Here is a 23,206-nt window from a genome sequence, read left to right as displayed (position 1 = left end):
TACTTACACTACGCCAGCGCGCAGGAGATCATGCATATGTATCACACCCAGCAGATGGTCGCCATCGGCAACCATGACGCAGGTGATATGACGAGACTGCATTAGATTCAGTGCATCAACGGCCAGAATCCCTGGTCGGACACGAATACCGCCGCGGGTCATCACATCCGCGATGCTCATATCGCGAACGTCAACGCCCATATCAAACACCCGACGTAAGTCACCATCGGTGAAAATGCCTTCGATTTTCATTTGATCGTCGCAGATAACCGTCAGACCCAGATTTTTGCGTGTGATTTCCAGCAGCGCGTCGCGCAGTGAGGCATCAGGGCTGACGTGCGGGATTTCATCGCCGGTGTGCATGATGTCGTTTACGCGCAGCAGCAACTTACGGCCCAGCGCGCCACCCGGATGTGAAAGGGCAAAATCTTCGGCGGTAAAGCCGCGTGCTTTGAGCAGCGCAACCGCCAGTGCATCGCCCATTACCAAGGCCGCCGTGGTGCTTGACGTTGGCGCGAGGCCCAGCGGACACGCTTCTTTAGGCACGCTGACGCACAAATGGATATCCGCAGCCTTGCCCATGCTACTTTCCGGGCGGCTGGTCATGCAGATGAGCGGCACATGCAGACGTTTGAGCACCGGGATCAGCGCCAGAATTTCGTTGGATTCACCGGAGTTGGATAACGCGATGACCACATCCTGCGGCGAGACCATTCCGAGGTCGCCGTGAGCGGCTTCCCCAGGATGAACAAAGAACGACGGCGTGCCGGTGCTGGCAAAGGTTGCCGCCAATTTACGACCAATATGCCCGGACTTACCCATGCCCATCACGACGACTTTACCGCCGCAGTACGCTATTTTTTCGCAGGCGAGGGCGAAATCCTGATTAATAAACTGATCGAGCTGCGCCAGACCTTCACGTTCAATCTCCAGCACGTCGAGGCCTGCCTGCTGAAAGTCAAAACCCGGCTGCAAATCTATTTGCGACATAATGTTATCCCGATTCACTCTGCGAAAAACGGCGTGCCCCACCAAAGGAACGCCAGCCAAACAAGAAAGCACCCGGTCAGTATTGCCCCGGCACCTTTGCCAATTTGTGGTTTACGGCGCCAGCACAGTAGGGCAAAAATCATGCTGACCAGCACCATCACACCGTAATCACGACTAAACGCCAGCGGATTAAACGGCCCCGGCGCGACCAGTGCAGGAATACCCATCACGATGGCGATATTGAAAATGTTGGAGCCTATGATATTGCCAATGGCGATATCGTCCTCTCCTTTACGTGCCCCGGCGATGGCTGTGGCAAGCTCTGGCAGACTGGTGCCAATGGCAATCACCGTCAGACCGATGGTCAGTTCGCTTATCGCGAAGTAGTTCGCTAGCACGGTGGCGTTATCCACCACCATGCGCGTGGCCATTGGCATAATGATTAAGGCAACACCGAGCCATAAACAGGCGACGGGCAGCGTCCCTTCGCGGGGCAATTCTGCCAATTGTTCACGCGTCAGGCTGTCATTTCCCTGCCGTTCCGCCAGGCGGGCGATTTTAACAATATAAAACAGCCACAGCACAGCCAATGCGAACAGAAATAAGCCATCTATCCTTGTTAACTGCCCATCATACAGCACAAAACCCGCTAACAGGCTTACGACTAACATTAGCGGTAATTCCCGACGCAAGATATCGGAATGGACGGTAAATGAATGCAGCAACGCGGCCAGGCCAAGGATCAGCAAAATATTAATGATGTTTGAGCCGATCGCGGTGCCAATGGCGAGATCAATTTGTCCGTGAAAAGATGCGGTTACGGATACGATTATCTCTGGAAGCGAGGTGCCCACGCTAACGACTGTCATGCCGATAATCAGCGGCGGGATGTTCATGCTGCGGCATAGAATCGAGGCGGCAAAAACGAGACGATCGGCACTGTAGACCACCAGAAGTAAACCAATTATTAACAGAGCCGTCGCTAAAAGCATCTAAAGTCCTTTCTTCAGGTATAATCGTCAGCCGCTTTGCACCACCTGCATGGCGCGGACGAATTCTTAATTTTGACTTTATGCGTTGAAAAAGTAAAACAAATGCCTGCTTTCGCTAACTCTGGCAGGTAATATTCTGTAAAAATGATGGGTTAGGGGCGTCAAATCGCGCCATGCTTAACCCGAAGAGGTTTTTCCAGGGATAAACCTATGACCCAGACACTGGATAATTTAGTCGATGTTCGCGACGTGAGCTTCACGCGTGGCTCCCGAAGTATCTTCGACAACATCTCGCTGTCGGTGCCTCGTGGTAAAATCACGGCCATCATGGGACCGTCAGGGATCGGTAAGACCACGCTGCTGCGTTTGATTGGCGGACAGATCCCGCCTGACAGCGGTGAGATTCTGTTCGATGGCGAAGATGTGCCAACGATGTCCCGCTCACGACTGTACGCCGTGCGAAAGCGCATGAGCATGCTGTTCCAGTCGGGTGCGCTTTTCACCGACATGAACGTTTTCGATAACGTTGCTTACCCGCTGCGTGAACACACTCGCTTGCCTGCGCCGTTGCTGAAAAGCACGGTGATGATGAAACTGGAAGCGGTGGGGTTGCGCGGGGCGGCTAAACTGATGCCTTCTGAACTGTCCGGCGGGATGGCACGCCGTGCGGCGCTGGCGCGGGCAATTGCCCTCGAGCCGGATTTGATCATGTTTGATGAGCCCTTCGTGGGCCAGGATCCGATCACCATGGGTGTACTGGTCAAGCTGATTTCTGAGCTCAACAGTTCGCTGGGTGTCACCTGCGTCGTGGTTTCCCACGACGTCCCGGAAGTGCTGAGTATCGCCGACTACGCCTATATCGTGGCGGACCGAAAAATTGTCGCTCACGGTAGCGCACAGTCGCTACAGGAAAACAGCGATCCGCGCGTGCGCCAGTTCCTGGATGGCATTGCTGATGGCCCCGTGCCGTTCCGCTATCCGGCGGGCGATTATCATCACGATTTATTCGAAACAGGGAGTTAGTTGCTCATGCTGTTAAATGCACTGGCTGCGCTTGGACATCGGGGGATTAAGACAATCTCGACTTTCGGACGTGCCGGGTTAATGTTGTTCAATGCGGTGGTTGGCAAGCCTGAGTTCCGTAAACATGCACCTTTATTAGTACGCCAGCTTTATAGCGTGGGCGTGCTGTCGATGTTGATAATCATCGTCTCGGGCGTGTTTATTGGGATGGTGCTGGGTTTACAAGGTTATCTGGTGCTTACCACCTACAGTGCAGAAACCAGTCTCGGTATGCTGGTGGCGTTATCGCTGCTGCGTGAACTGGGGCCGGTCGTCGCCGCACTGCTCTTTGCCGGGCGCGCCGGTTCTGCGCTGACCGCCGAAATAGGCTTGATGCGCGCGACTGAGCAGCTTTCCAGTATGGAAATGATGGCGGTTGACCCGCTGCGTCGCGTCATTGCTCCGCGCTTCTGGGCGGGCGTGATTTCACTGCCGCTGCTGACGATTATTTTTGTCGCCGTTGGCATTTGGGGTGGTTCGCTGGTCGGCGTGAGCTGGAAAGGGATTGATGCGGGCTTCTTCTGGTCGGCGATGCAAAACGCCGTTGACTGGCGTACGGACCTGGTGAACTGCGTGATTAAAAGCGCGGTATTCGCCATTACGGTGACGTGGATTGCATTGTTCAACGGTTACGATGCGATCCCCACTTCCGCAGGGATCAGCCGTGCAACGACGCGTACCGTGGTGCATTCGTCGTTGGCGGTACTGGGGCTGGATTTTGTGCTGACTGCACTGATGTTTGGGAATTGAGTTCATGCAAACGAAAAAAAGTGAAATCTGGGTAGGTATTTTTATTCTGGTGGCTTTTCTGGCGGCGCTGTTCGTATGCCTGAAAGCAGCGGATGTGACCTCTTTACGCACGGAGCCGACCTATCAGGTTTATGCCACCTTCGATAATATCGGCGGCCTGAAAGCCCGCTCTCCGGTCCGTATCGGCGGGGTGGTGATTGGCCGCGTGGCTGATATTTCGCTGGACCCGAAGACCTATCTTCCACGTGTTACGCTGGATATCGAAGAACAGTACAACCAGATCCCGGATACCAGTTCGTTGGCTATCCGTACCTCCGGTCTGCTGGGTGAGCAGTATCTCGCGCTGAATGTCGGTTTTGATGATCCGGAAATGGGCACGGCGATGCTTAAAGAAGGCAGCACGATTCAGGATACGAAATCTGCGCTGGTGCTGGAGGACCTGATTGGTCAGTTCCTCTATAGCAACAAAGGCGGAGAAAATAAGAATTCAGACGAAGCGCAAAGCCCGGCGGAAGACCATACTGACGCTACGGCGCCTGCTGCAACGACGCACTAATCTCAGGAGAATTAACCCATGTTTAAACGCTTACTTATGGTTGCCATGCTGGTCATTGCCCCACTGACGGCGGCCACGGCGGCGGATCAATCCAACCCGTATACCCTGATGAACGAGGCGGCTCAGAAAACGTTTACCCGCCTCAAAAATGAACAGTCACAGATTCGTTCCAATCCTGACTATTTGCGTCAGATCGTAGATCAGGAATTGCTGCCGTATGTGCAGGTGAAATACGCGGGTGCACTGGTTTTAGGCCGCTACTACCGTGATGCAACCCCGGCACAGCGTGAAGCATACTTTGCCGCGTTTCATGAGTACCTGAAACAGGCTTATGGTCAGGCACTGGCGATGTACCACGGTCAGACCTATCAGATTGCCCCAGAGAAACCGCTGGGTGATGCCACCATTCTGCCTATCCGCGTCACAATCGTTGACCCGAACGGCCGTCCACCGGTTCGCCTCGACTTCCAGTGGCGTAAAAACACCCAAACGGGTAACTGGCAGGCGTTTGACATGATTGCTGAAGGTGTCAGCATGATCACCACCAAACAGAATGAGTGGAGCGATCTGCTGCGTACTAAAGGTATTGATGGTCTGACCTCGCAGCTGCAGGCGATTTCTAAACAGCCGATTACGCTGGAACAGAAAAAATAATGACCGACTCATTACGCTGGACGCGTGAAGGCGGGCGACTGTTATTGCAGGGGGAATTAGATCAGGATTTTCTGGTTCCTCTCTGGGACGCGCGGAAAGAGGTGATGCAGGGCGTCGAGACCATCGACCTGAGCGAGATAACTCGCGTGGATACCGCTGGTGTGGCACTGCTGATGCATCTGGTCGCACAGGTTCGCCAGCAGGGGTCTGCTGTCAGCATCGTTGGCAAAAGTGAAAAGATGAACACCCTTGTTCAACTTTATAATCTGCCGCCCGATCTGATCCCCTAAATTATTCAATGTATTACTCTTAAAAGCCTCTACGTTTTGTGCGTAGGGGCTTTTTGCTTGTTTAAGACAGCGGCACTTTCCTCTAAGATGTTGGGCTGTTTTCACTATCAGATGAAATTATCCCATGGAAAATCATGAAATTCAGACAGTGCTTATGAACGCACTCTCCCTTCAGGAAGTCCACGTCTCTGGCGATGGCAGTCACTTTCAGGTTATTGCCGTGGGCGAACTGTTTGCGGGAATGAGTCGGGTAAAAAAACAGCAGTCCGTCTATGCTCCACTGATGGAATATATTGCTGATAACCGAATTCATGCCCTGTCGATCAAGGCGTACACCCCAGACGAGTGGGCACGCGATCGCAAACTTAACGGTTTTATGTAACGGGTAACCGCCCGTTACACAGGTGAATTTTAAAAGAGATTTGAACGAATGGATAAATTTCGTGTACAGGGGCCTTCACGTCTCCAGGGCGAAGTGAGCATCTCCGGCGCCAAAAATGCGGCACTGCCGATCCTTTTCGCAGCACTGCTGGCTGAAGAGCCGGTTGAGATTAAAAACGTACCGCAGCTGAAAGATATCGATACCACCATGAAGCTGCTGAGGCAGCTGGGTACCAAAGTTGAGCGTAACGGTTCCGTGTGGATTGATGCCAGCGACGTTAACGTGTTCTGCGCCCCTTACGAGCTGGTGAAAACCATGCGCGCGTCCATTTGGGCACTGGGTCCGCTGGTGGCACGTTTTGGTCAGGGACAGGTTTCTTTGCCTGGCGGTTGTGCTATCGGCGCACGTCCTGTCGACTTGCATATAACTGGCCTTGAGCAACTGGGTGCAGAGATAAAACTGGAAGAAGGTTACGTCAAAGCGTCTGTGAACGGTCGCCTGAAAGGCGCGCACATCGTTATGGATAAAGTGAGCGTAGGCGCCACTGTGACCATCATGAGTGCAGCAACGCTTGCTGAAGGCACCACAATCATCGAAAACGCTGCGCGTGAGCCAGAAATCGTTGATACCGCCAACTTCCTCAATGCTCTGGGTGCAAAAATCACCGGTCAGGGTAGCGATCGCATCACTATCGAAGGCGTTAAGCGTCTGGGCGGAGGCGTTTACAGCGTTCTGCCTGACCGTATCGAAACCGGCACTTTCCTCGTGGCTGCGGCCATTTCCGGCGGAAAAATTGTTTGTCGCAACGCGCAGCCGGATACGCTGGATGCGGTGCTGGCAAAACTGCGTGAAGCGGGTGCGGATATCGAAGTGGGTGAGGACTGGATTAGCCTCGACATGCACGGTAAGCGTCCAAAGGCGGTGAATGTGCGTACTGCGCCGCACCCGGGCTTCCCGACTGACATGCAGGCCCAGTTCACCCTGCTGAACCTGGTCGCTGAAGGCACCGGTGTCGTAACCGAAACCATTTTCGAAAACCGCTTCATGCACCTGCCGGAACTGATCCGTATGGGCGCGCATGCTGAAATCGAAAGCAATACGGCGATTTGTCACGGTGTGGAGAAGCTGTCCGGGGCGCAGGTCATGGCGACCGATCTGCGAGCGTCTGCAAGCCTGGTGCTGGCAGGTTGTATCGCGGAAGGCACCACCATTGTGGAGCGTATTTACCACATCGACCGTGGTTACGAGCACATCGAAGACAAACTTCGTGCGCTGGGCGCGACCATCGAGCGTATCAAAGGCGAATAATTTCGCTTCCTGCTAAGGCATCCCCGCGTCAGCAAGACTCGGGGGTGCTTATCGGTTTTACTTCTTCTTCGGCTGTCTTATCTGCTGCGTTCTGTCGATAAATTCATGCGTGATTCTATCGTGGTAGCGCGATGGCCAGATAATCCACGGCTCCGTGCCTAACACCGCAGCAATGATTGCTTCCCCCTTTGGCCAGGGTCGGGTGAGGGCATTTGCCAGCGTCGACGAGCTAAGCCCATTTTTACGAGACTCAGCTGCCAGTGATGTTCCTTGTTTGCGCAATCCGGCAATGATATCTGCAGGATGCCAGTCGATAAATTTATCCATACTTTCTCCCTGTTGATAAACAAACCACCTTCGCCTGGTGGCGGGTGTACTATAACGCCGAAAGTGATTAAGTTCTAAAAAGTTCAAGTAAAGGGAAGCGATATTCGGATTAAATCAAGGTTGTAGGGTAGGAGAGGCTTTTATTAGAACGTTCCCGCGCAGTGCGCGGGACGTGATCAGTGGTCGCGTTGAACAGCAATATGGGCGAGTGCGATGAGTGCTTCGCGCCATGGGGTATCAGGCAGGCATTGCAGCGACTGGATTGCTTTATCCGCTTCTGCTTCGGCGCGCTGACGCGTCCATTCCAGCGATCCACTGGCGGCCATCGCTTCGAGAACAGGTTCCAGTAAATGCCGACCGTTGCCATCCTCAATTGCCTGGCGAATCATCGCCGCTTGTTCCGGCGTACCGTTGCGCATGGCGTGCAGCAGGGGGAGCGTCGGCTTGCCTTCGTTCAGATCATCGCCCACGTTTTTACCAAGCGTTTCACCGTCGGCGCTGTAATCGAGGAGATCGTCAATCAACTGGAACGCGGTACCAAGGTAGCGGCCGTAATCCTGAAGACCTTTTTCCTGTTCATCAGAACAGCCAGCCAGAAGGCCGGAGCACTGTGAGGCCGCTTCGAACAGGCGCGCAGTTTTGCTGTAAATCACGCGCATATAGTTTTCTTCGGTGATATTCGGGTCGTTGACGTTCATCAACTGCAGAACTTCACCTTCCGCAATGACGTTCACCGCCGAGGACATCACCTCAAGAATTTTGAGCGACCCCAAACTGGTCATCATCTGGAACGCGCGAGTATAGATAAAGTCGCCTACCAGAACGCTGGCTGCGTTGCCAAATGCGGCGTTGGCCGTGGCTTTGCCTCGGCGCATGTCGGATTCATCCACCACGTCGTCGTGCAGCAACGTCGCTGTGTGAATAAACTCAATTAGCGCTGCGATGGTGACGTGAGCGTTCCCCTGATAGCCGACAGCTCGCGCTGCCAGTACCGCGATCATTGGACGAATGCGTTTTCCGCCTCCGCTGACGATGTAATACCCTAACTGATTGATCAGTTGGACGTCAGAATCGAGTTGTTCAAGGATTGCCGCATTGACACCCGCCATATCTTGCGCGGTTAACTCATTGATTTTTTCTAAATTCATCGCAAAAGCCGGGCTTTATGTCCTGTTTACCGCTTATCCATAAGGGATAACGAAGAGTCTGGGTTACAATTGTAGCTCTGATTGTACTGAAAAAACGACGCAGATAAACGTCACCGTGTGCGTTGTGTTTTTTTTCTGCATTGATTGATGATCCCACTTGTCAAAGGCTCACGTTTTGCGTAATATTCGCGCCCTATTGTGAATATTTATAGCGCACTCTGAATCACACGAAGATGTGCGCGGAAGCGGAGTTTTATATGTACGCGGTTTTCCAAAGTGGTGGTAAACAACACCGAGTAAGCGAAGGTCAGACCATTCGCCTGGAAAAGCTGGACATCGCAACCGGCGAAGCTGTTGAATTCGCTGAAGTGCTGATGATCGCAAACGGTGAAGAAGTCAAAATCGGCGTTCCTTTCGTTGATGGCGGCGTAATCAAAGCTGAAGTTGTTGCACACGGTCGTGGCGAGAAAATTAAGATTGTTAAGTTTCGTCGTCGTAAGCACTACCGTAAGCAGCAAGGCCATCGTCAGTGGTTCACTGATGTGAAAATTACTGGCATCAGCGCCTAAGACCTGAGGAGTAGATTAAATGGCACATAAAAAGGCTGGCGGCTCAACTCGAAATGGTCGCGATTCAGAAGCTAAACGTCTGGGCGTAAAACGCTTTGGCGGCGAAGCAGTTCTGGCAGGTAGCATCATCGTTCGTCAACGTGGTACTAAATTCCACGCTGGCAACAACGTTGGTTGTGGCCGTGACCACACTCTGTTTGCTAAAGCAGACGGTAAAGTGAAATTCGAAGTTAAAGGCCCGAACAACCGTAAATACATCAGCATCGTTGCTGAGTAAGTTTTTCGGTCCGGTAACGGATGAAAGCCCCGCAACGTGTTGCGGGGCTTTTTACATTAGAAGTCCGGTAAATTTCTTACAGGGATAAACGGGCATGAAACAGCAGGCGGGCATTGGTATTCTTTTGGCGCTCACCACCGCAATATGTTGGGGTGCGTTGCCAATTGCAATGAAGCAGGTGCTGGAGGTGATGGAGCCTCCGACTATCGTGTTCTACCGCTTTCTGATGGCCAGTATCGGCCTTGGCTCGATTCTCGCCATAAAAGGTAAGTTGCCACCGCTGCAGCTTTTCCGTAAACCACGCTGGCTGGTGCTGCTCGCCATTGCCACCGGTGGGTTGTTCGGAAACTTTATTCTGTTCAGTTCGTCCCTGCAGTATTTAAGTCCTACCGCTTCGCAGGTGATAGGACAGCTGTCGCCCGTAGGCATGATGATTGCCAGCGTCGTTATCCTCAAAGAGAAGATGCGCGGGACACAGGTGGTTGGTGCGATAATGCTGCTCTGCGGTCTGGTGATGTTCTTCAACACCAGTCTGGTGGAAATCTTTACTCGCCTGACGGATTACACCTGGGGCGTCATATTTGGCGTTGGGGCAGCAACGGTCTGGGTGAGTTATGGCGTCGCACAAAAGGTGTTATTGCGACGACTGGCCTCACAGCAGATCCTGTTTTTGCTGTACACTTTATGTACGATAGCATTGCTGCCGTTAGCGAGGCCGGGTGTGATTTCCCAGCTGAGCGACTGGCAGCTTGCCTGCCTGATTTTCTGCGGGCTAAACACCCTGGTGGGTTACGGTGCGCTGGCGGAAGCCATGGCGCGCTGGCAGGCGGCACAGGTGAGCGCGTTAATCACGCTGACTCCCTTGTTCACGCTGTTATTTTCAGATTTATTATCAATAGCCTGGCCCGATTTCTTCGCCAGACCGATGCTAAACCTTATAGGTTATCTCGGTGCGTTTGTCGTGGTTGCGGGCGCGATGTATTCCGCCATTGGTCATCGTCTATGGGGACGGTGGCGTAAGCGTGAAGCGGTTGTAACGCTACCCCGCTCAGGCGAATGATTTACGGAGAGTAAAATGAAGTTTGTTGATGAAGCAACGATCCTGGTTGTGGCAGGGGATGGCGGCAATGGTTGCGTTAGCTTCCGCCGCGAAAAATATATTCCACGTGGTGGCCCAGACGGCGGCGACGGTGGAGACGGTGGTGATGTCTGGCTGGAAGCGGATGAGAACCTTAACACCCTGATCGACTATCGCTTTGAGAAAGCTTTCCGCGCCGAGCGTGGGCAGAATGGCCAGAGCCGTGACTGTACCGGTAAACGTGGTAAAGACGTCACTGTCAAAGTGCCAGTCGGTACGCGTGTTATCGATCAGGGCACTGGCGAAACCATGGGTGACATGACCACTCACGGTCAGCGTCTGATGGTGGGGAAAGGCGGTTGGCACGGTCTGGGTAATACCCGCTTTAAATCCTCTGTTAACCGTTCTCCACGTCAGAAGACAATGGGTACGCCTGGCGACAAACGCGACCTGCAGCTGGAGCTGATGCTGTTGGCTGATGTCGGGATGCTGGGTATGCCGAATGCCGGTAAATCAACCTTCATCCGTGCTGTTTCTGCGGCGAAGCCGAAAGTGGCTGACTATCCGTTTACCACACTGGTGCCAAGCCTCGGCGTGGTGCGTATGGATAACGAGAAAAGCTTCGTTGTTGCCGATATTCCAGGCCTGATTGAAGGCGCCGCGGAAGGTGCAGGTTTAGGGATTCGCTTCCTTAAGCATCTTGAGCGCTGCCGCGTTCTGCTGCATCTCATCGACCTCGAACCGATCGATGGTTCTGACCCGGTAGAAAACGCGCGCATCATCGTGGGCGAGCTGGAAAAATACAGCGAGAAGCTGGCTGAAAAACCACGCTGGTTAGTGTTCAACAAAATCGACCTGATGGATAAAGACGCGGCGGAAGAGAAGGCCAAAGCGATCGCGGAAGCGCTGGGTTGGGAAGATAAGTTCTACCTGATTTCTGCTGCCAGCCAGCAGGGTGTGAAAGATCTTTGCTGGGACGTGATGACCTTCATCATTGAAAACCCGGTGGCGAAAGCCGAAGAAGAGAAGCAGCCTGAGAAAGTCGAATTCATGTGGGATGATTATCATCGCCAGCAGCTCGAAGAGACTGAAGTCGAAGACGATGAAGATTGGGACGACTGGGATGAAGACGATGAAGAAGGCGTAGAATTCATCTACAAGAAATAAGTCGCTACACCTCACGCTAAAGGCTCCCATTGGGAGCCTTTAGCGTTTCTAGTTGTTCTGGTAAATGTCTTTGTAGAGTCGGCTTTCGAAGCGAACCAGCGGTATTCGACGGTTGCGCTGATCGGCAGGTTCTACTGCATAACCCGAAAGATACTGCACGAAGGCCATGCGTTGGCCGCTGGCGGTGGTAATGAAGCCTGCGAGGTTGTACACGCCCTGCAATGAGCCTGTCTTCGCCGAGACCTTTCCGTCTACGCCGGCCTGGTGCAGGCCCGCACGATACTGCAGAGAGCCGTCATAGCCCGCTAACGGCAGCATAGAGATGAAATTCAGTTCGGTATCGTGCTGCGCGATGTATTGCAGTACCTGCATCATAGTGGCGGGCGCAATCAGGTTATGACGCGACAGGCCAGAGCCATCGGCAATAATGGTGTTACCTAAATCGATGCCCGCCTGCTGACGCAGGATCTGACGCACGGCATCGGAACCTGCACGCCACGTGCCCGGCACGCCGAAACGGGCATGGCCAATGGAACGGAAAACGGTGTCAGCAATCATGTTGTCTGATTTTTTCAGCATGATTTTCAGTAAATCGTGTAATGGGGCAGAATGTTTGCTGGCAATGACGGTACCCGGTTCATTGGTCAACGTCTGGCGCAGCAACGTACCGGTATAGGTGATACCCGCCTGCTTCAGTTCGTCTTTGATAATCGCCCCTGCGTAGCTGGCGCCGTCCTGAATGGCAAAGGCCAGTGGTAGCGGGTCCGCACGCTGCGGTAGACAGCCAGTAAGCGTAAAGCGGTTCAGGTCGCCAGGAACGACGTCCAGTTCACAATACTGCGCTTCGCCTGAGCCACGCTGTAAGGTGCGTACCTGGCTGAACATGGTAACCGGATAGTAGGACGCGACGCGAATAAACGCTAAATCGCCGGGTTTTTGCGCGCTATAAAGCGAAACCGAGAAACAGTTGCGGTCGATAATTGCCGCGGCCGGTGGGGCGCTAAAACACTGCGTCAGATCGTTCCACGGCCAACCAGGCGCTTTGTCGTGACTAGCGAAAATGGAGGTGTCGATTAGCACATTGCCATCTATTTTCTGTACGCCTGATTTTTTCAAAACGGCGACCATATTGCGAATATCCTGACGTTTTAGCGTCGGATCGCCGCCAAATCGTGCAACAAGGTCACCCTTCAGAATTCCATTCTCAACGCTACCCTTACTTTCCAGCGTAGTGGTAAAGCGAAAATCGGGGCCCAGCTGTAGCAATGCCGCCAGGGCGGTGATCACTTTCTGGGTACTTGCCGGCAACGCCATCTGCTGGCTGTGATAGTCTATGTCAGGTGCCTTAGCGCCGATTTTCTGAACCATAAGGGCCAGATTGGCACCCGCCGGGAGCTGGGTGACATACTCGTCCACGTTCGCCGCCTGGACGCTAAAGGCTAAACTGGTGGTCAATCCGATGATAAATCTGGAAAATCGCATAATCTCGCGCTAACAACCTGGAATCAAAACGCCATACTACGGCGCAAAGCCCTGTAAAGTAAACGATGACCCATAGTGAACTTCAGGGTAAAATACGCATCAAACAGAAAAATTGCCGCTGGCCTGGAATTTTTGTTCCGGGTCAGTTTTCTTTTTGCTTAACTTCTGGCTCCCTGATGGGCTGCGGAAGGAAGTGCAGGGCTGCAGCGCAAGCTGAGCCTGAAAGAATGATGAAAGAGGTATAACTCATGCAAGCTATTCCGATGACCTTACGTGGTGCCGAAAAACTGCGCGAAGAACTGGAGTACCTGAAATCCGTTCGTCGCCCTGAAATCATTGCGGCGATTGCCGATGCTCGCGAGCATGGCGATCTGAAAGAGAACGCGGAATACCACGCCGCTCGTGAGCAGCAGGGCTTCTGCGAAGGTCGCATCAAAGATATTGAAGCGAAACTCTCGAACGCTCAGGTTATCGATATCAGCAAAATGCCGAAAACCGGCCGCGTCATTTTCGGTGCGACTGTACAGGTGTTGAATCTGGATAACGACGAAGAGACGAGCTGGCGCATTGTTGGTGATGATGAAGCTGATTTTAAGCAGAACCTCATCTCCGTAAACTCCCCAATCGCCCGTGGCCTGATTGGCAAAGAGCCAGACGATGTGGTGACTATCCAAACGCCTGGCGGCGAAGTGGAATACGAAATTATCAAAGTGGATTACCTGTAATCCCCATTGTTGACACAATGTAAAGATAAGAAAAAGGCCGCATAGCGGCCTTTTATCAACGTTAAGAGCGTGGCATTTTGCTCACCTGCCCGCGGAAACCCCTCGTTTTACACATCAAATGTGTTCAATTCAGGTTACTCTTAACGTGGCAGCGAGATTTTACGCTCTGCTGTTGGGCGATACAGAACCAGCATTTTACCGATGACCTGTACATTACAGGCGCCGGTTTCGCGAACGATAGCTTCCACGATAAGGACTTTAGTCTCGCGATCTTCCGAAGCGATTTTTACCTTGATGAGTTCGTGGTGGTTCAATGCTTGTTCGATCTCGGCCAGTACCCCTTCGGTCAAACCATTATTGCCAAGCATAACTACCGGCTTGAGCGGATGTGCCAGACCTTTCAGGTGCTGTTTTTGTTTAGTACTCAGATTCATCGTATATTTTTGCTTACGTTGGGATTGAAAACGGTTCATTCTACCGCCATCTCTCAACTATCGCCAAATCGGCCGTTAAAATTTATGCAGCCGACTATGATGGTCTGCCCCGATGGGAATGTTAAATGACAGGTAAAAAGCGTTCTGCCAGCTCCAGCCGCTGGCTCCAGGAACACTTTAGCGATAAATATGTTCTTCAGGCACAGAAAAAGGGGTTACGTTCCCGTGCCTGGTTTAAACTTGATGAAATACAGCAAAGTGACAAACTTTTTAAGCCGGGAATGACCGTTGTCGATCTCGGTGCAGCGCCCGGCGGATGGTCACAGTATGCAGTGACACAGATCGGGGGTAGCGGCCGCATCATCGCTTGCGATCTTTTACCAATGGATCCAATCGTTGGTGTGGACTTCCTTCAAGGCGATTTTCGTGATGAATTAGTCATGAAAGCATTACTTGAACGTGTGGGTGACAGTAAAGTCCAGGTTGTCATGTCCGATATGGCTCCAAACATGTGCGGAACACCAGCGGTGGATATTCCCCGTGCCATGTATCTGGTAGAACTGGCGCTTGAGATGTGTCGTGATGTTTTGGCACCGGGCGGTAGTTTTTTAGTGAAGGTGTTTCAGGGCGAAGGTTTCGAGGAGTACCTTAAGGAAATTCGCTCCCTGTTTACGAAAGTTAAAGTTCGTAAGCCGGACTCTTCGCGTGCACGTTCGCGTGAAGTGTACATTGTAGCGACCGGGCGAAAACCATAACCCGACCGTTTTAAGCCTTTGCCGCTTCGGTGGCGGTTTGAATTGTGTCGGATGTATAGTAACCTGACGCTGTTATTAACACAGTTGTAATAAGAGGTTAATCCCTTGAGTGACATGGCGAAAAACCTAATACTCTGGCTGGTCATCGCAGTCGTGCTGATGTCAGTATTCCAGAGCTTTGGGCCCAGCGAGTCAAATGGCCGTAAGGTGGATTACTCTACCTTCCTGCAAGAGGTCAATCAGGACCAGGTTCGCGAAGCGCGTATCAACGGACGTGAGATCAACGTTACCAAGAAAGATAGTAACCGTTACACGACTTACATTCCGGTTAACGATCCTAAACTGCTTGATAACCTGCTGACCAAGAACGTGAAAGTCGTAGGTGAACCGCCTGAAGAACCAAGCCTGCTGGCTTCAATCTTCATCTCCTGGTTCCCAATGCTTCTGCTGATTGGTGTCTGGATCTTCTTCATGCGACAGATGCAGGGCGGCGGTGGTAAAGGCGCTATGTCGTTTGGTAAAAGCAAAGCGCGCATGCTAACCGAAGATCAGATCAAGACCACTTTTGCTGACGTTGCAGGTTGTGACGAAGCTAAAGAGGAAGTGGCCGAGCTGGTTGAATACCTGCGTGAGCCAAGCCGTTTCCAGAAACTGGGCGGTAAAATTCCTAAAGGCGTTCTGATGGTGGGCCCGCCGGGTACCGGTAAAACGCTGCTGGCGAAAGCAATCGCCGGTGAAGCGAAAGTGCCTTTCTTCACAATTTCAGGTTCTGACTTCGTTGAAATGTTCGTGGGTGTCGGTGCATCTCGTGTGCGTGACATGTTCGAGCAGGCTAAAAAGGCAGCACCTTGCATCATCTTCATCGATGAAATCGACGCCGTAGGCCGCCAGCGTGGCGCAGGTCTGGGTGGTGGTCATGATGAACGAGAGCAAACGCTGAACCAGATGCTGGTTGAGATGGATGGCTTTGAAGGTAATGAAGGCATCATCGTTATCGCGGCAACTAACCGTCCAGACGTACTTGACCCAGCGCTGCTGCGTCCAGGCCGTTTCGACCGTCAGGTTGTTGTTGGTCTGCCGGATGTACGTGGCCGTGAGCAGATCCTGAAAGTGCATATGCGTCGCGTACCGCTGGCACCCGATATCGACGCGGCAATCATCGCGCGTGGTACACCAGGCTTCTCCGGTGCAGACCTTGCTAACCTCGTCAACGAAGCTGCTCTGTTTGCCGCTCGCGGTAACAAGCGCGTCGTATCGATGGTTGAGTTCGAGAAAGCGAAAGACAAGATCATGATGGGTGCGGAACGTCGCTCCATGGTGATGACTGAAGCGCAGAAAGAGTCCACGGCATACCACGAAGCCGGTCACGCTATTATCGGCCGCCTGGTTCCGGAACACGATCCGGTCCATAAAGTGACGATTATTCCGCGTGGTCGTGCATTAGGTGTGACCTTCTTCCTGCCTGAGGGTGACGCAATCAGCGCCAGCCGTCAGAAGCTGGAGAGCCAAATCTCCACGCTGTATGGTGGTCGTCTGGCTGAAGAAATTATTTACGGTGCAGAACATGTGTCTACCGGTGCGTCCAACGATATTAAAGTTGCGACCTCCATCGCCCGTAACATGGTGACCCAATGGGGCTTCTCTGAAAAACTCGGTCCGCTGCTGTACGCGGAAGAAGAGGGTGAAGTGTTCCTGGGCCGCTCAGTGGCGAAAGCGAAACACATGTCCGATGAAACGGCTCGTATCATCGATCAGGAAGTGAAGCTGTTGATTGAGCGTAACTATGCTCGTGCTCGCCAGCTGCTGAATGAGAACATGGACATTCTGCACACCATGAAAGACGCGTTGATGAAGTATGAAACCATCGATGCGCCGCAGATTGATGACCTGATGTCGCGCCGTGATGTTCGCCCACCTGCGGGTTGGGAAGACAATAACGGTAGCAGCAACAATTCTGACAATAATGGCACCCCGCGTGCTCCGCGTCCGGTCGATGAACCGCGTACGCCGAACCCGGGTAACACCATGTCAGAGCAGTTGGACGACAAATAAGTTATCCGTTGCTGATGACGCTGCTTTAACTGAAAACCCTGGGGCGACTGCTCCGGGGTTTTTTTATTTTGCTAACACTCACAATACCAGGGATTCTTCATGAAACTCTTCGCCCAGGGCACCACACTCGACCTCGCTTATCCACATGTGATGGGCATCCTGAACGTCACCCCAGACTCATTTTCTGACGGCGGGACGCATAACACCCTGGTCGAGGCTGTAAAACACGCCAACCTGATGATTAACGCCGGTGCGACGATTATCGATGTGGGCGGCGAATCAACTCGTCCAGGTGCGGCAGAGGTGAGCGTCGACGAAGAGTTATCGCGCGTAATCCCAGTGATAGAAGCAATTGCTCAGCGTTTTGAAGTGTGGATTTCGGTTGATACCTCGAAGCCAGAAGTCATTCGTGAATCGGCCCGCGTCGGGGCGCATATCATCAATGATATCCGCTCGCTGACTGAGCCCGGTGCTCTCGAAGCTGCCGCCGAAACGGGTTTACCCGTCTGCCTGATGCACATGCAGGGTGAGCCGAAAACCATGCAGGAAGCACCGAAGTATGACGACGTGTTTGCGGATGTGAATCGCTTCTTTATTGAGCATATCGCACGCTGTGAAGCTGCTGGTATCACAAAAGACAAATTGTTGCTCGACCCGGGATTCGGTTTCGGTAAAAATCTCACCCACAATTACGCGCTGCTTGCTCGCCTATCAGAGTTTCATCATTTTGACCTGCCGCTGTTGGTGGGGATGTCTCGAAAAGTGATGATTGGCCAATTGCTGAATGTCGGACCGTCAGAGCGCCTGAGCGGCAGCCTGGCCTGTGCAGTGATTGCCGCGATGCAGGGGGCGCAAATTATTCGCGTTCACGATGTGAAAGAGACCGTTGAAGCGATGCGGGTGGTAGAAGCCACTCTGTCTGCAAAGGAAAAAAAATACTATGAGTAACCGTAAATATTTTGGTACCGACGGCATTCGCGGTCGCGTGGGAGATTCCCCGATCACCCCAGATTTCGTCCTGAAACTCGGTTTTGCTGCTGGCAAAGTGCTGGCTCGTCACGGTTCGCGTAAAGTCATCATCGGCAAAGATACCCGTATTTCAGGCTACATGCTGGAATCAGCGCTCGAAGCGGGTCTTGCCGCAGCGGGTCTTTCTGCGTCCTTTACCGGTCCAATGCCCACCCCTGCGGTGGCGTATCTGACCCGAACGTTCCGGGCTGAAGCAGGGATCGTTATTTCTGCGTCCCATAATCCGTACTACGACAACGGCATCAAATTTTTCACCATAGACGGTACCAAACTGCCGGATTCCGTAGAAGAAGCGATTGAAGCTGAACTGGAAAAAGAACTCACCTGCGTTGATTCCGCAGAACTGGGTAAGGCCAGCCGGATCGTCGATGCTGCAGGGCGTTACATTGAGTTTTGCAAGGCAACCTTCCCGAATGAGCTGCGCCTTAATGAGCTGAAAATTGTTGTCGATTGTGCCAACGGCGCAACTTATCACATTGCACCGAATGTGTTCCGTGAGCTCGGTGCACAGGTGATCACCATCGGCTGCGAACCGAACGGTTTGAACATCAATGAAGAAGTCGGCGCAACAGACGTCCGTGCGCTGCAGGCTCGTGTGCTGGCAGAAAAAGCCCATTTAGGTATCGCTTTTGACGGCGACGGTGACCGCGTGATTATGGTCGACCATGAAGGTAATAAAGTCGACGGCGATCAGATCCTCTACATCATCGCCCGTGAAGGGCTGCGTCAGGGCCAGCTGCGCGGTGGCGCGGTTGGGACGTTGATGAGCAACATGGGTCTGGAAGTGGCGCTTAAACAGCTGGGCATTCCGTTTACCCGCGCGAAAGTGGGCGACCGCTACGTGCTGGAAAAAATGCAGGAAAAAGGCTGGCGTATCGGGGCGGAAAACTCCGGCCACGTTATCCTGCTGGATAAAACCACCACCGGAGACGGTATCGTAGCGGCGTTGCAGGTTGTGGCGGCGATTGCGCGTAATCATCTGACTCTGCAAGATTTGTGCAGTGGTATGAAAATGTTCCCGCAGGTACTGGTCAACGTCCGCTACACCGATGGCGGCGTAAACCCACTGGAACACGACAGCGTGAAAAGCGTAACGGCAGACGTGGAAGCCGCGCTGGGCAGCCGTGGTCGTGTCCTGTTGCGTAAATCGGGTACCGAGCCGTTGATTCGCGTCATGGTTGAAGGTGAAGACGAAGCGCAGGTGAATGCCTTTGCCAACCGCATCGCCGATGCGGTTAAGGCTGTGTAATTCGCGTTAACTGTCTAAAAAGGCGGCTTTTGTCGCCTTTTTGTTGAACAGTAGATCGGTTTTTGCTGTTTTTTTCTGCACTTGATACAATGCATCAAAATTGCCCTTGCGAAGCCGATTCGCTTTGGTTAGTATTCACACCCGCTTCAGTGGGAAACATTAAAACGTCCCGCTTTTGGTTGAAGCAATTGGTATGCGGTAGTACCGCAAGGAACAGGTTGATTATGTACGAAGCTCTTCTGGTCGTTTTCCTTCTTGTTGCGATTGGCCTCGTTGGTCTGATCATGCTGCAGCAGGGTAAAGGCGCTGATATGGGAGCCTCCTTCGGAGCAGGCGCATCCGCTACACTGTTTGGCTCAAGTGGTTCTGGTAATTTCATGACCCGCATGACCGGAGTTCTGGCGACGCTGTTCTTCATCATCAGTCTGGTACTGGGTAACCTCAATACCAATAAGACCAACAAAGGAAGCGAGTGGGATAACCTGACTGCACCTAAATCGGAGCAGACTCAGCCAGCAGCACCGGCACAGCCGAGTAGCGATATCCCGCACTAAGTATCTCAGTACCGAGGTGGTGGAATTGGTAGACACGCTACCTTGAGGTGGTAGTGCCCTAACGGGCTTGTGGGTTCGAGTCCCATCCTCGGTACCAATATTCCAGAAAAAAGACGTCGAAAGACGTCTTTTTTTGTTTTTGTCCTTTTTACTTCCTTAGTTTTTTTATAAACAAATCTCTCCTGTTGAGTTCTTCCAATAATAGCTAAAGTCGGCTTCGTCTATTTTTACATCAAATGCAGGAACGAAGACGTCATGAATATATCCAGAATCGTGACCCTGACGGGAATATTAATGCTGACCGCGTGCAGCAGTTCGTCCTCTTTAACCTCTGTGAAAGAAATACAGGACATGTCGGTGCCTGTCGTCCAGGCGCCAAATAACCCGGCAACTGATACCACTGCCGTGAATAATTGTTATAAAGAAAACGCGACGCGACTGAGTGAGTTACAATACACGTTGAAGACAAATATGGGCGATGATGTCAGTCCATCCGAAGTTTTGGATACTCACAGTGATGCTCATCGGGTATTTGCGGCGTTATCTAAACTGGAACAAATTTCCGCGATGAATGAAACCTATCGTAAAGAAGGGAATGTCGTAGGATTGAAAGCCATCAATGAGATGTTGAAACCACTGAGCGGTACTGCCTGAGAAGGGTGGGTGAAATGGAGATTGCCGGTCGCCGGCAATCTCTGAAATCATTTAGAAGCTGAAGTTAACACCGGCATAGGCGCCGTCAGCTAATTTGTTGTCACGGTGTCCGTTCTTACCCGCCATATCCATATAGCGATACCCGCCCTCAATACTCACCGATTTAATGATGCGCACACGCACGCCTGCGTTCGCTTCGACGTAGTCATCCACGCCGCTTGAGAGTGAATCTGGAGAGTAGTAGTAGTCGCCAAACACGGTGATGAAGTCGCCCAGAGGAACCTGTGCGCCGCCGCCAACTGCGACCGCATAACCTTCGTCACCGTCCTTCGGGTTCAGGTACAGTGCTTTACCGCCTACGGTAAACAGCACAGGACCTAACGGCAGGTTGAAGCCCATTCCCAGGCCGGCAACATCGCCATCGTCGTCGCTGTGGGCCCAGTTGCCATTGAACGTCAGGCCGGGATCGTTCGCACCGAAACTGGCGGACAGATTAGTAAATTCAGTTCCGGCTTCACCGTGGAGATTGATAGATGCATTGGCAGCCACAGCGGTGCCGAGTGCGGCAACCAGCAAAGCCGCTTTTAGCTTTAACATACGCATGGGTGATCCTTCAGCTATAAAAAAGCCCGATACGTATGATCGGGCAAATAAATCAAGTGTTTGCTATCGCGAGTAATGCTTACTGACCGGAGATCTGTACCACTACACGGCGATCTGGGGACAGGCAGTTGATCAGCGCATTGCCGGACTGGTTGTCACACGAGTTACCGGTTACAGAATCGCTGGCGCCACGGCCTTCGGTCTGAATGTTTGCTGCAGGCATGCCATCGGCTACCAGCTGGTCAGCAACGGCCTGTGCACGACGTGCAGAGAGCTGCTGGTTGTATTCAGCCTGACCCGTACGGTCGCTGTAGCCGATTACGGTGGTGTTTTTGTCTTTAGCAGCCTGCATTTCTGGAGAGTTATACAGTTGGTCGATTGCAGCTTTGCCTTCGTCAGTCAGCGCGGCGGAATCGTAACCGAACATCACGTCAGACTTCAGGTTGAAGGTTTTAACTTCTGGAGCGGGTGCGGCAGCAACGACTGGTGCTACGTCGTCGTTCTGGCCGAAGCGATATACGATGCCAGCGGTCACGGAGTGAACGTCTGAGCTCAGACCGATCTGGTTAGAGTTGCCGACGTTGCTAACCCACTGGTATTCCAGACGGCCAGCCCAGTTTTTGGTGAAGGCATATTCGGTACCAGCAGCAACCACTGGACGCACGCCAGTTTCGAATTTGTTCTTACCAGCAACGTCTGTCTCAGCACGGTAACCCATCGCACCGAAACGACCGTACAGATCCCAGTCATCAGTCAGAGCGTAGCTGGTTTTCAGAGACAGCTGCAGGCCCTGGCTCTTCATTTTAGCGCCGTTTACGCCGTTGTTACCGTTGAACTGCATGTTGCCCAGGTAGTCGTAACCACCTTCAACTGCCAGCCAGTTGGTGATCTGGTAGCCACCAAATACACCGCCGCCAACGTTATCGTGATCAACGTTGAAGTCGTTAGAAGCCGCCAGGCTGTCGTTGAAATCTTTGTTGCCGCTGACGTCAGCGTAATGAGACCAACCGAATTTAGCACCGGCGTACCAGGTATTTGCGTTACCAGCTGCGAATGCGGAAGAAACTGCGCACGCGTTTAAAACAATCAGAGCGACAAGCGTCTTTTTCATTTTGAACCTTAATCCTATTTTGAAGTCAAAAACTTAAAAGTTGATGAATAGCGTAGGTCGCTAAGATATAGATGATTTTTATTTTCTGTTAATTTTAAGAAGTTTAAATTTAAATCCAGGCTGGATTTTAGACGATTTATTGTCGAGAGATTTGCAGATGTTTTGAAATGTAAAAAACCCTCGGCTGTTATTTATATGGCCGAAGGTTTCTGTGTGATTAGAATTTCTCTGGCAGGGATTCAATATGCTGCAAATATCCGCCGCGAATAAATTGAATGTATTTCCCTTTCTTCAGGGCGGATAACACGTTCAAAATACTGCTGCGCGAGAGATGTGTCCTGTCTTGTATATAATCGAGAATCGAAATTCTCATTCGCATATCTTCAGGAAGGAGAATCATTTCCATCAGATGATTGCGAATAACCGCATAGGTTCGCTGCTGTAAAACCAGTGCATCGCGGTAAGCGAGATACGCAGTATGGTATGCCAGCAGAGATGTGACATCTTCCCAAAGGTTTTGTTCCCGGAAAATGCGAAGTGCTTCTTCGGCATCAATGCGCGAGAGCGAACATTCGGTCTCTGCGCGCAGAACATGACCCCGCATTGGCTGCAAAATTTCTGCCGCGCCAAAAATGTGTCCTTCATAGACCGTAATCATCAGCAATCCATCGGACGCACGGAGGATTGAGACTTCCCCTTCCTTACAGAGCCAGACTTGTTGTTTGCCTTTGTAATGCCAGTTCAGTTTTTTTCTTGGGACCACGTTAACAGGCGTAGCGAAGGGTTCAAGTGCCTCAAGGAGTCGATTTATTGCCTCCTGGGGGCGAATAGGTGGTGTAAGGTGCATAGAGATCCTCATGAATAATGACGATTTCTTCCGTCAGAAGTTATAGAAGACATGGTAATGCACTCGCAGGGATACCGACAGGTAAAATAGACTCAAACATGCGTTATGGATGAAAAAAGTCAGGCGTTGGCAATCTTTTTTCGGTACAAAAATAATAAAGG

Annotated in this window: 27 protein-coding genes and 1 tRNA gene; 19 read left to right on the top strand and 9 right to left on the bottom strand. The window is 52.2% G+C overall.

Annotation, left to right across the window (positions count from 1 at the left end; translation table 11 throughout):
* Positions 1-3 precede the first annotated feature (3 nt).
* Together kdsD and MUU47_RS08500 are read right to left on the bottom strand one after the other, a co-directional pair.
* Positions 4-990, bottom strand: coding sequence for an arabinose-5-phosphate isomerase KdsD (kdsD, locus tag MUU47_RS08505; RefSeq protein WP_159760259.1), 987 nt, complete (start codon positions 988-990; stop codon positions 4-6).
* Positions 991-1,004: 14 nt separating this feature from the next.
* Positions 1,005-1,982 carry a calcium/sodium antiporter gene (locus tag MUU47_RS08500; RefSeq protein WP_258987742.1) on the bottom strand — a complete coding sequence of 326 codons (978 nt, stop codon included), beginning with the start codon at positions 1,980-1,982 and terminating at the stop codon, positions 1,005-1,007.
* A gap of 210 nt (positions 1,983-2,192) precedes the next feature.
* Here MUU47_RS08500 and mlaF point away from each other — a divergent pair, with 210 nt between their 5' ends.
* The 7 genes from mlaF (at position 2,193) to murA (ending at position 6,984) form a co-directional block, all read left to right on the top strand.
* Positions 2,193-3,005, top strand: a complete 813-nt coding sequence (gene mlaF / locus MUU47_RS08495; RefSeq protein ID WP_258987741.1) for a phospholipid ABC transporter ATP-binding protein MlaF — start codon at positions 2,193-2,195, stop codon at positions 3,003-3,005.
* Positions 3,006-3,011: 6 nt separating this feature from the next.
* Entirely contained in the window at positions 3,012-3,794 is a 783-nt protein-coding gene (gene mlaE / locus MUU47_RS08490; protein WP_258987740.1) for a lipid asymmetry maintenance ABC transporter permease subunit MlaE, read from the top strand.
* A 4-nt stretch (positions 3,795-3,798) separates the two neighbouring features.
* On the top strand, positions 3,799-4,350 hold the full coding sequence (mlaD, locus tag MUU47_RS08485; RefSeq protein WP_258987738.1) for an outer membrane lipid asymmetry maintenance protein MlaD: 552 nt from the start codon (positions 3,799-3,801) through the stop codon (positions 4,348-4,350).
* 18 nt (positions 4,351-4,368) lie between these two features.
* The gene (gene mlaC, locus MUU47_RS08480) at positions 4,369-5,004 is read left to right on the top strand and encodes a phospholipid-binding protein MlaC (RefSeq protein ID WP_159772239.1); all 636 of its coding nucleotides are present in this window, start codon (positions 4,369-4,371) and stop codon (positions 5,002-5,004) included.
* Positions 5,004-5,294, top strand: coding sequence for a lipid asymmetry maintenance protein MlaB (gene mlaB / locus MUU47_RS08475; RefSeq protein WP_159772236.1), 291 nt, complete (start codon positions 5,004-5,006; stop codon positions 5,292-5,294). Before mlaC ends, mlaB begins: the two co-directional genes overlap by 1 nt.
* 124 nt (positions 5,295-5,418) lie before the next feature.
* Positions 5,419-5,676 carry a BolA family iron metabolism protein IbaG gene (gene ibaG / locus MUU47_RS08470; protein ID WP_258987737.1) on the top strand — a complete coding sequence of 86 codons (258 nt, stop codon included), beginning with the start codon at positions 5,419-5,421 and terminating at the stop codon, positions 5,674-5,676.
* 48 nt (positions 5,677-5,724) lie between these two features.
* Entirely contained in the window at positions 5,725-6,984 is a 1,260-nt protein-coding gene (murA, locus tag MUU47_RS08465; protein WP_258987736.1) for a UDP-N-acetylglucosamine 1-carboxyvinyltransferase, read from the top strand.
* Positions 6,985-7,041: 57 nt separating this feature from the next.
* Here the strand turns inward: murA and sfsB are convergent, their stop codons facing one another.
* On the bottom strand, positions 7,042-7,311 hold the full coding sequence (gene sfsB / locus MUU47_RS08460) for a DNA-binding transcriptional regulator SfsB (RefSeq protein WP_258987734.1): 270 nt from the start codon (positions 7,309-7,311) through the stop codon (positions 7,042-7,044).
* A gap of 176 nt (positions 7,312-7,487) precedes the next feature.
* The gene (ispB, locus tag MUU47_RS08455) at positions 7,488-8,459 is read right to left on the bottom strand and encodes an octaprenyl diphosphate synthase (RefSeq protein WP_258987733.1); all 972 of its coding nucleotides are present in this window, start codon (positions 8,457-8,459) and stop codon (positions 7,488-7,490) included.
* A 257-nt stretch (positions 8,460-8,716) separates the two neighbouring features.
* On the opposite strand from ispB, the gene rplU reads away from it, so the two are divergent.
* From rplU to cgtA, 4 genes are all read left to right on the top strand, one after another.
* Positions 8,717-9,028 carry a 50S ribosomal protein L21 gene (gene rplU, locus MUU47_RS08450; protein WP_110510647.1) on the top strand — a complete coding sequence of 104 codons (312 nt, stop codon included), beginning with the start codon at positions 8,717-8,719 and terminating at the stop codon, positions 9,026-9,028.
* A 19-nt stretch (positions 9,029-9,047) separates the two neighbouring features.
* Positions 9,048-9,305 (top strand): 50S ribosomal protein L27, encoded by a 258-nt coding sequence (gene rpmA, locus MUU47_RS08445; protein WP_110510570.1) that lies wholly within the window; start codon positions 9,048-9,050, stop codon positions 9,303-9,305.
* A 94-nt stretch (positions 9,306-9,399) separates the two neighbouring features.
* Positions 9,400-10,365: a DMT family transporter gene (locus MUU47_RS08440; protein ID WP_159772224.1), complete on the top strand. Its 966-nt coding sequence runs from the start codon at positions 9,400-9,402 to the stop codon at positions 10,363-10,365.
* Positions 10,366-10,380: 15 nt separating this feature from the next.
* Complete coding sequence (gene cgtA, locus MUU47_RS08435; RefSeq protein ID WP_159772221.1) at positions 10,381-11,550, top strand: Obg family GTPase CgtA; 1,170 nt, start codon at positions 10,381-10,383, stop codon at positions 11,548-11,550.
* A gap of 48 nt (positions 11,551-11,598) precedes the next feature.
* On the opposite strand, the gene dacB is transcribed toward cgtA, so the two are convergent.
* Positions 11,599-13,032 carry a serine-type D-Ala-D-Ala carboxypeptidase gene (dacB, locus tag MUU47_RS08430; protein ID WP_258987731.1) on the bottom strand — a complete coding sequence of 478 codons (1,434 nt, stop codon included), beginning with the start codon at positions 13,030-13,032 and terminating at the stop codon, positions 11,599-11,601.
* A gap of 248 nt (positions 13,033-13,280) precedes the next feature.
* On the opposite strand from dacB, the gene greA reads away from it, so the two are divergent.
* Entirely contained in the window at positions 13,281-13,757 is a 477-nt protein-coding gene (gene greA, locus MUU47_RS08425; RefSeq protein ID WP_110510566.1) for a transcription elongation factor GreA, read from the top strand.
* A 140-nt stretch (positions 13,758-13,897) separates the two neighbouring features.
* On the opposite strand, the gene yhbY is transcribed toward greA, so the two are convergent.
* A complete protein-coding gene (gene yhbY / locus MUU47_RS08420) occupies positions 13,898-14,191 on the bottom strand; it encodes a ribosome assembly RNA-binding protein YhbY (protein ID WP_110510565.1) in 294 nt (97 codons plus the stop codon).
* Between the two features lie 125 nt (positions 14,192-14,316).
* On the opposite strand from yhbY, the gene rlmE reads away from it, so the two are divergent.
* From rlmE to MUU47_RS08385, 7 genes are all read left to right on the top strand, one after another.
* Positions 14,317-14,946, top strand: a complete 630-nt coding sequence (rlmE, locus tag MUU47_RS08415) for a 23S rRNA (uridine(2552)-2'-O)-methyltransferase RlmE (RefSeq protein WP_110510564.1) — start codon at positions 14,317-14,319, stop codon at positions 14,944-14,946.
* 114 nt (positions 14,947-15,060) lie between these two features.
* Positions 15,061-16,998, top strand: coding sequence for an ATP-dependent zinc metalloprotease FtsH (ftsH, locus tag MUU47_RS08410; RefSeq protein WP_258987729.1), 1,938 nt, complete (start codon positions 15,061-15,063; stop codon positions 16,996-16,998).
* A 99-nt stretch (positions 16,999-17,097) separates the two neighbouring features.
* Positions 17,098-17,946, top strand: coding sequence for a dihydropteroate synthase (gene folP, locus MUU47_RS08405; protein WP_258987728.1), 849 nt, complete (start codon positions 17,098-17,100; stop codon positions 17,944-17,946).
* Positions 17,939-19,276: a phosphoglucosamine mutase gene (glmM, locus tag MUU47_RS08400; RefSeq protein WP_258987727.1), complete on the top strand. Its 1,338-nt coding sequence runs from the start codon at positions 17,939-17,941 to the stop codon at positions 19,274-19,276. Before folP ends, glmM begins: the two co-directional genes overlap by 8 nt.
* Before the next feature lie 224 nt (positions 19,277-19,500).
* Positions 19,501-19,830 (top strand): preprotein translocase subunit SecG, encoded by a 330-nt coding sequence (gene secG / locus MUU47_RS08395; protein WP_110510560.1) that lies wholly within the window; start codon positions 19,501-19,503, stop codon positions 19,828-19,830.
* A 10-nt stretch (positions 19,831-19,840) separates the two neighbouring features.
* Positions 19,841-19,927 (top strand) — tRNA-Leu (locus MUU47_RS08390).
* Positions 19,928-20,085: 158 nt separating this feature from the next.
* Positions 20,086-20,484 (top strand): KPN_03583 family lipoprotein, encoded by a 399-nt coding sequence (locus MUU47_RS08385; protein ID WP_258987726.1) that lies wholly within the window; start codon positions 20,086-20,088, stop codon positions 20,482-20,484.
* Positions 20,485-20,535: 51 nt separating this feature from the next.
* Here the strand turns inward: MUU47_RS08385 and MUU47_RS08380 are convergent, their stop codons facing one another.
* The 3 genes from MUU47_RS08380 to MUU47_RS08370 form a co-directional block, all read right to left on the bottom strand.
* Positions 20,536-21,087 (bottom strand): YfaZ family outer membrane protein, encoded by a 552-nt coding sequence (locus MUU47_RS08380; protein ID WP_258987724.1) that lies wholly within the window; start codon positions 21,085-21,087, stop codon positions 20,536-20,538.
* A 79-nt stretch (positions 21,088-21,166) separates the two neighbouring features.
* The gene (gene ompA, locus MUU47_RS08375; RefSeq protein ID WP_258987722.1) at positions 21,167-22,198 is read right to left on the bottom strand and encodes a porin OmpA; all 1,032 of its coding nucleotides are present in this window, start codon (positions 22,196-22,198) and stop codon (positions 21,167-21,169) included.
* A 217-nt stretch (positions 22,199-22,415) separates the two neighbouring features.
* The gene (locus MUU47_RS08370) at positions 22,416-23,045 is read right to left on the bottom strand and encodes a winged helix-turn-helix transcriptional regulator (RefSeq protein ID WP_159772199.1); all 630 of its coding nucleotides are present in this window, start codon (positions 23,043-23,045) and stop codon (positions 22,416-22,418) included.
* Positions 23,046-23,206: the final 161 nt, after the last annotated feature.

This window comes from Scandinavium hiltneri (assembly GCF_024764835.1).
Classification (GTDB): domain Bacteria; phylum Pseudomonadota; class Gammaproteobacteria; order Enterobacterales; family Enterobacteriaceae; genus Scandinavium; species Scandinavium hiltneri.
The sequence above is the reverse complement of the archived record's forward strand: the minus strand, read 5'-3'. Positions and strand labels throughout refer to the sequence as shown.

What these genes read in the sequence shown, in the direction of transcription:
- kdsD (WP_159760259.1), bottom strand. Translation starts at nt 990, where the DNA reads ATGTCGCAAATAGATTTGCAGCCGGGTTTTGACTTTCAGCAGGCAGGC.
- MUU47_RS08500 (WP_258987742.1), bottom strand. Translation starts at nt 1,982, where the DNA reads ATGCTTTTAGCGACGGCTCTGTTAATAATTGGTTTACTTCTGGTGGTC.
- mlaF (WP_258987741.1), top strand. Translation starts at nt 2,193, where the DNA reads ATGACCCAGACACTGGATAATTTAGTCGATGTTCGCGACGTGAGCTTC.
- mlaE (WP_258987740.1), top strand. Translation starts at nt 3,012, where the DNA reads ATGCTGTTAAATGCACTGGCTGCGCTTGGACATCGGGGGATTAAGACA.
- mlaD (WP_258987738.1), top strand. Translation starts at nt 3,799, where the DNA reads ATGCAAACGAAAAAAAGTGAAATCTGGGTAGGTATTTTTATTCTGGTG.
- mlaC (WP_159772239.1), top strand. Translation starts at nt 4,369, where the DNA reads ATGTTTAAACGCTTACTTATGGTTGCCATGCTGGTCATTGCCCCACTG.
- mlaB (WP_159772236.1), top strand. Translation starts at nt 5,004, where the DNA reads ATGACCGACTCATTACGCTGGACGCGTGAAGGCGGGCGACTGTTATTG.
- ibaG (WP_258987737.1), top strand. Translation starts at nt 5,419, where the DNA reads ATGGAAAATCATGAAATTCAGACAGTGCTTATGAACGCACTCTCCCTT.
- murA (WP_258987736.1), top strand. Translation starts at nt 5,725, where the DNA reads ATGGATAAATTTCGTGTACAGGGGCCTTCACGTCTCCAGGGCGAAGTG.
- sfsB (WP_258987734.1), bottom strand. Translation starts at nt 7,311, where the DNA reads ATGGATAAATTTATCGACTGGCATCCTGCAGATATCATTGCCGGATTG.
- ispB (WP_258987733.1), bottom strand. Translation starts at nt 8,459, where the DNA reads ATGAATTTAGAAAAAATCAATGAGTTAACCGCGCAAGATATGGCGGGT.
- rplU (WP_110510647.1), top strand. Translation starts at nt 8,717, where the DNA reads ATGTACGCGGTTTTCCAAAGTGGTGGTAAACAACACCGAGTAAGCGAA.
- rpmA (WP_110510570.1), top strand. Translation starts at nt 9,048, where the DNA reads ATGGCACATAAAAAGGCTGGCGGCTCAACTCGAAATGGTCGCGATTCA.
- MUU47_RS08440 (WP_159772224.1), top strand. Translation starts at nt 9,400, where the DNA reads ATGAAACAGCAGGCGGGCATTGGTATTCTTTTGGCGCTCACCACCGCA.
- cgtA (WP_159772221.1), top strand. Translation starts at nt 10,381, where the DNA reads ATGAAGTTTGTTGATGAAGCAACGATCCTGGTTGTGGCAGGGGATGGC.
- dacB (WP_258987731.1), bottom strand. Translation starts at nt 13,032, where the DNA reads ATGCGATTTTCCAGATTTATCATCGGATTGACCACCAGTTTAGCCTTT.
- greA (WP_110510566.1), top strand. Translation starts at nt 13,281, where the DNA reads ATGCAAGCTATTCCGATGACCTTACGTGGTGCCGAAAAACTGCGCGAA.
- yhbY (WP_110510565.1), bottom strand. Translation starts at nt 14,191, where the DNA reads ATGAATCTGAGTACTAAACAAAAACAGCACCTGAAAGGTCTGGCACAT.
- rlmE (WP_110510564.1), top strand. Translation starts at nt 14,317, where the DNA reads ATGACAGGTAAAAAGCGTTCTGCCAGCTCCAGCCGCTGGCTCCAGGAA.
- ftsH (WP_258987729.1), top strand. Translation starts at nt 15,061, where the DNA reads ATGGCGAAAAACCTAATACTCTGGCTGGTCATCGCAGTCGTGCTGATG.
- folP (WP_258987728.1), top strand. Translation starts at nt 17,098, where the DNA reads ATGAAACTCTTCGCCCAGGGCACCACACTCGACCTCGCTTATCCACAT.
- glmM (WP_258987727.1), top strand. Translation starts at nt 17,939, where the DNA reads ATGAGTAACCGTAAATATTTTGGTACCGACGGCATTCGCGGTCGCGTG.
- secG (WP_110510560.1), top strand. Translation starts at nt 19,501, where the DNA reads ATGTACGAAGCTCTTCTGGTCGTTTTCCTTCTTGTTGCGATTGGCCTC.
- MUU47_RS08385 (WP_258987726.1), top strand. Translation starts at nt 20,086, where the DNA reads ATGAATATATCCAGAATCGTGACCCTGACGGGAATATTAATGCTGACC.
- MUU47_RS08380 (WP_258987724.1), bottom strand. Translation starts at nt 21,087, where the DNA reads ATGCGTATGTTAAAGCTAAAAGCGGCTTTGCTGGTTGCCGCACTCGGC.
- ompA (WP_258987722.1), bottom strand. Translation starts at nt 22,198, where the DNA reads ATGAAAAAGACGCTTGTCGCTCTGATTGTTTTAAACGCGTGCGCAGTT.
- MUU47_RS08370 (WP_159772199.1), bottom strand. Translation starts at nt 23,045, where the DNA reads ATGCACCTTACACCACCTATTCGCCCCCAGGAGGCAATAAATCGACTC.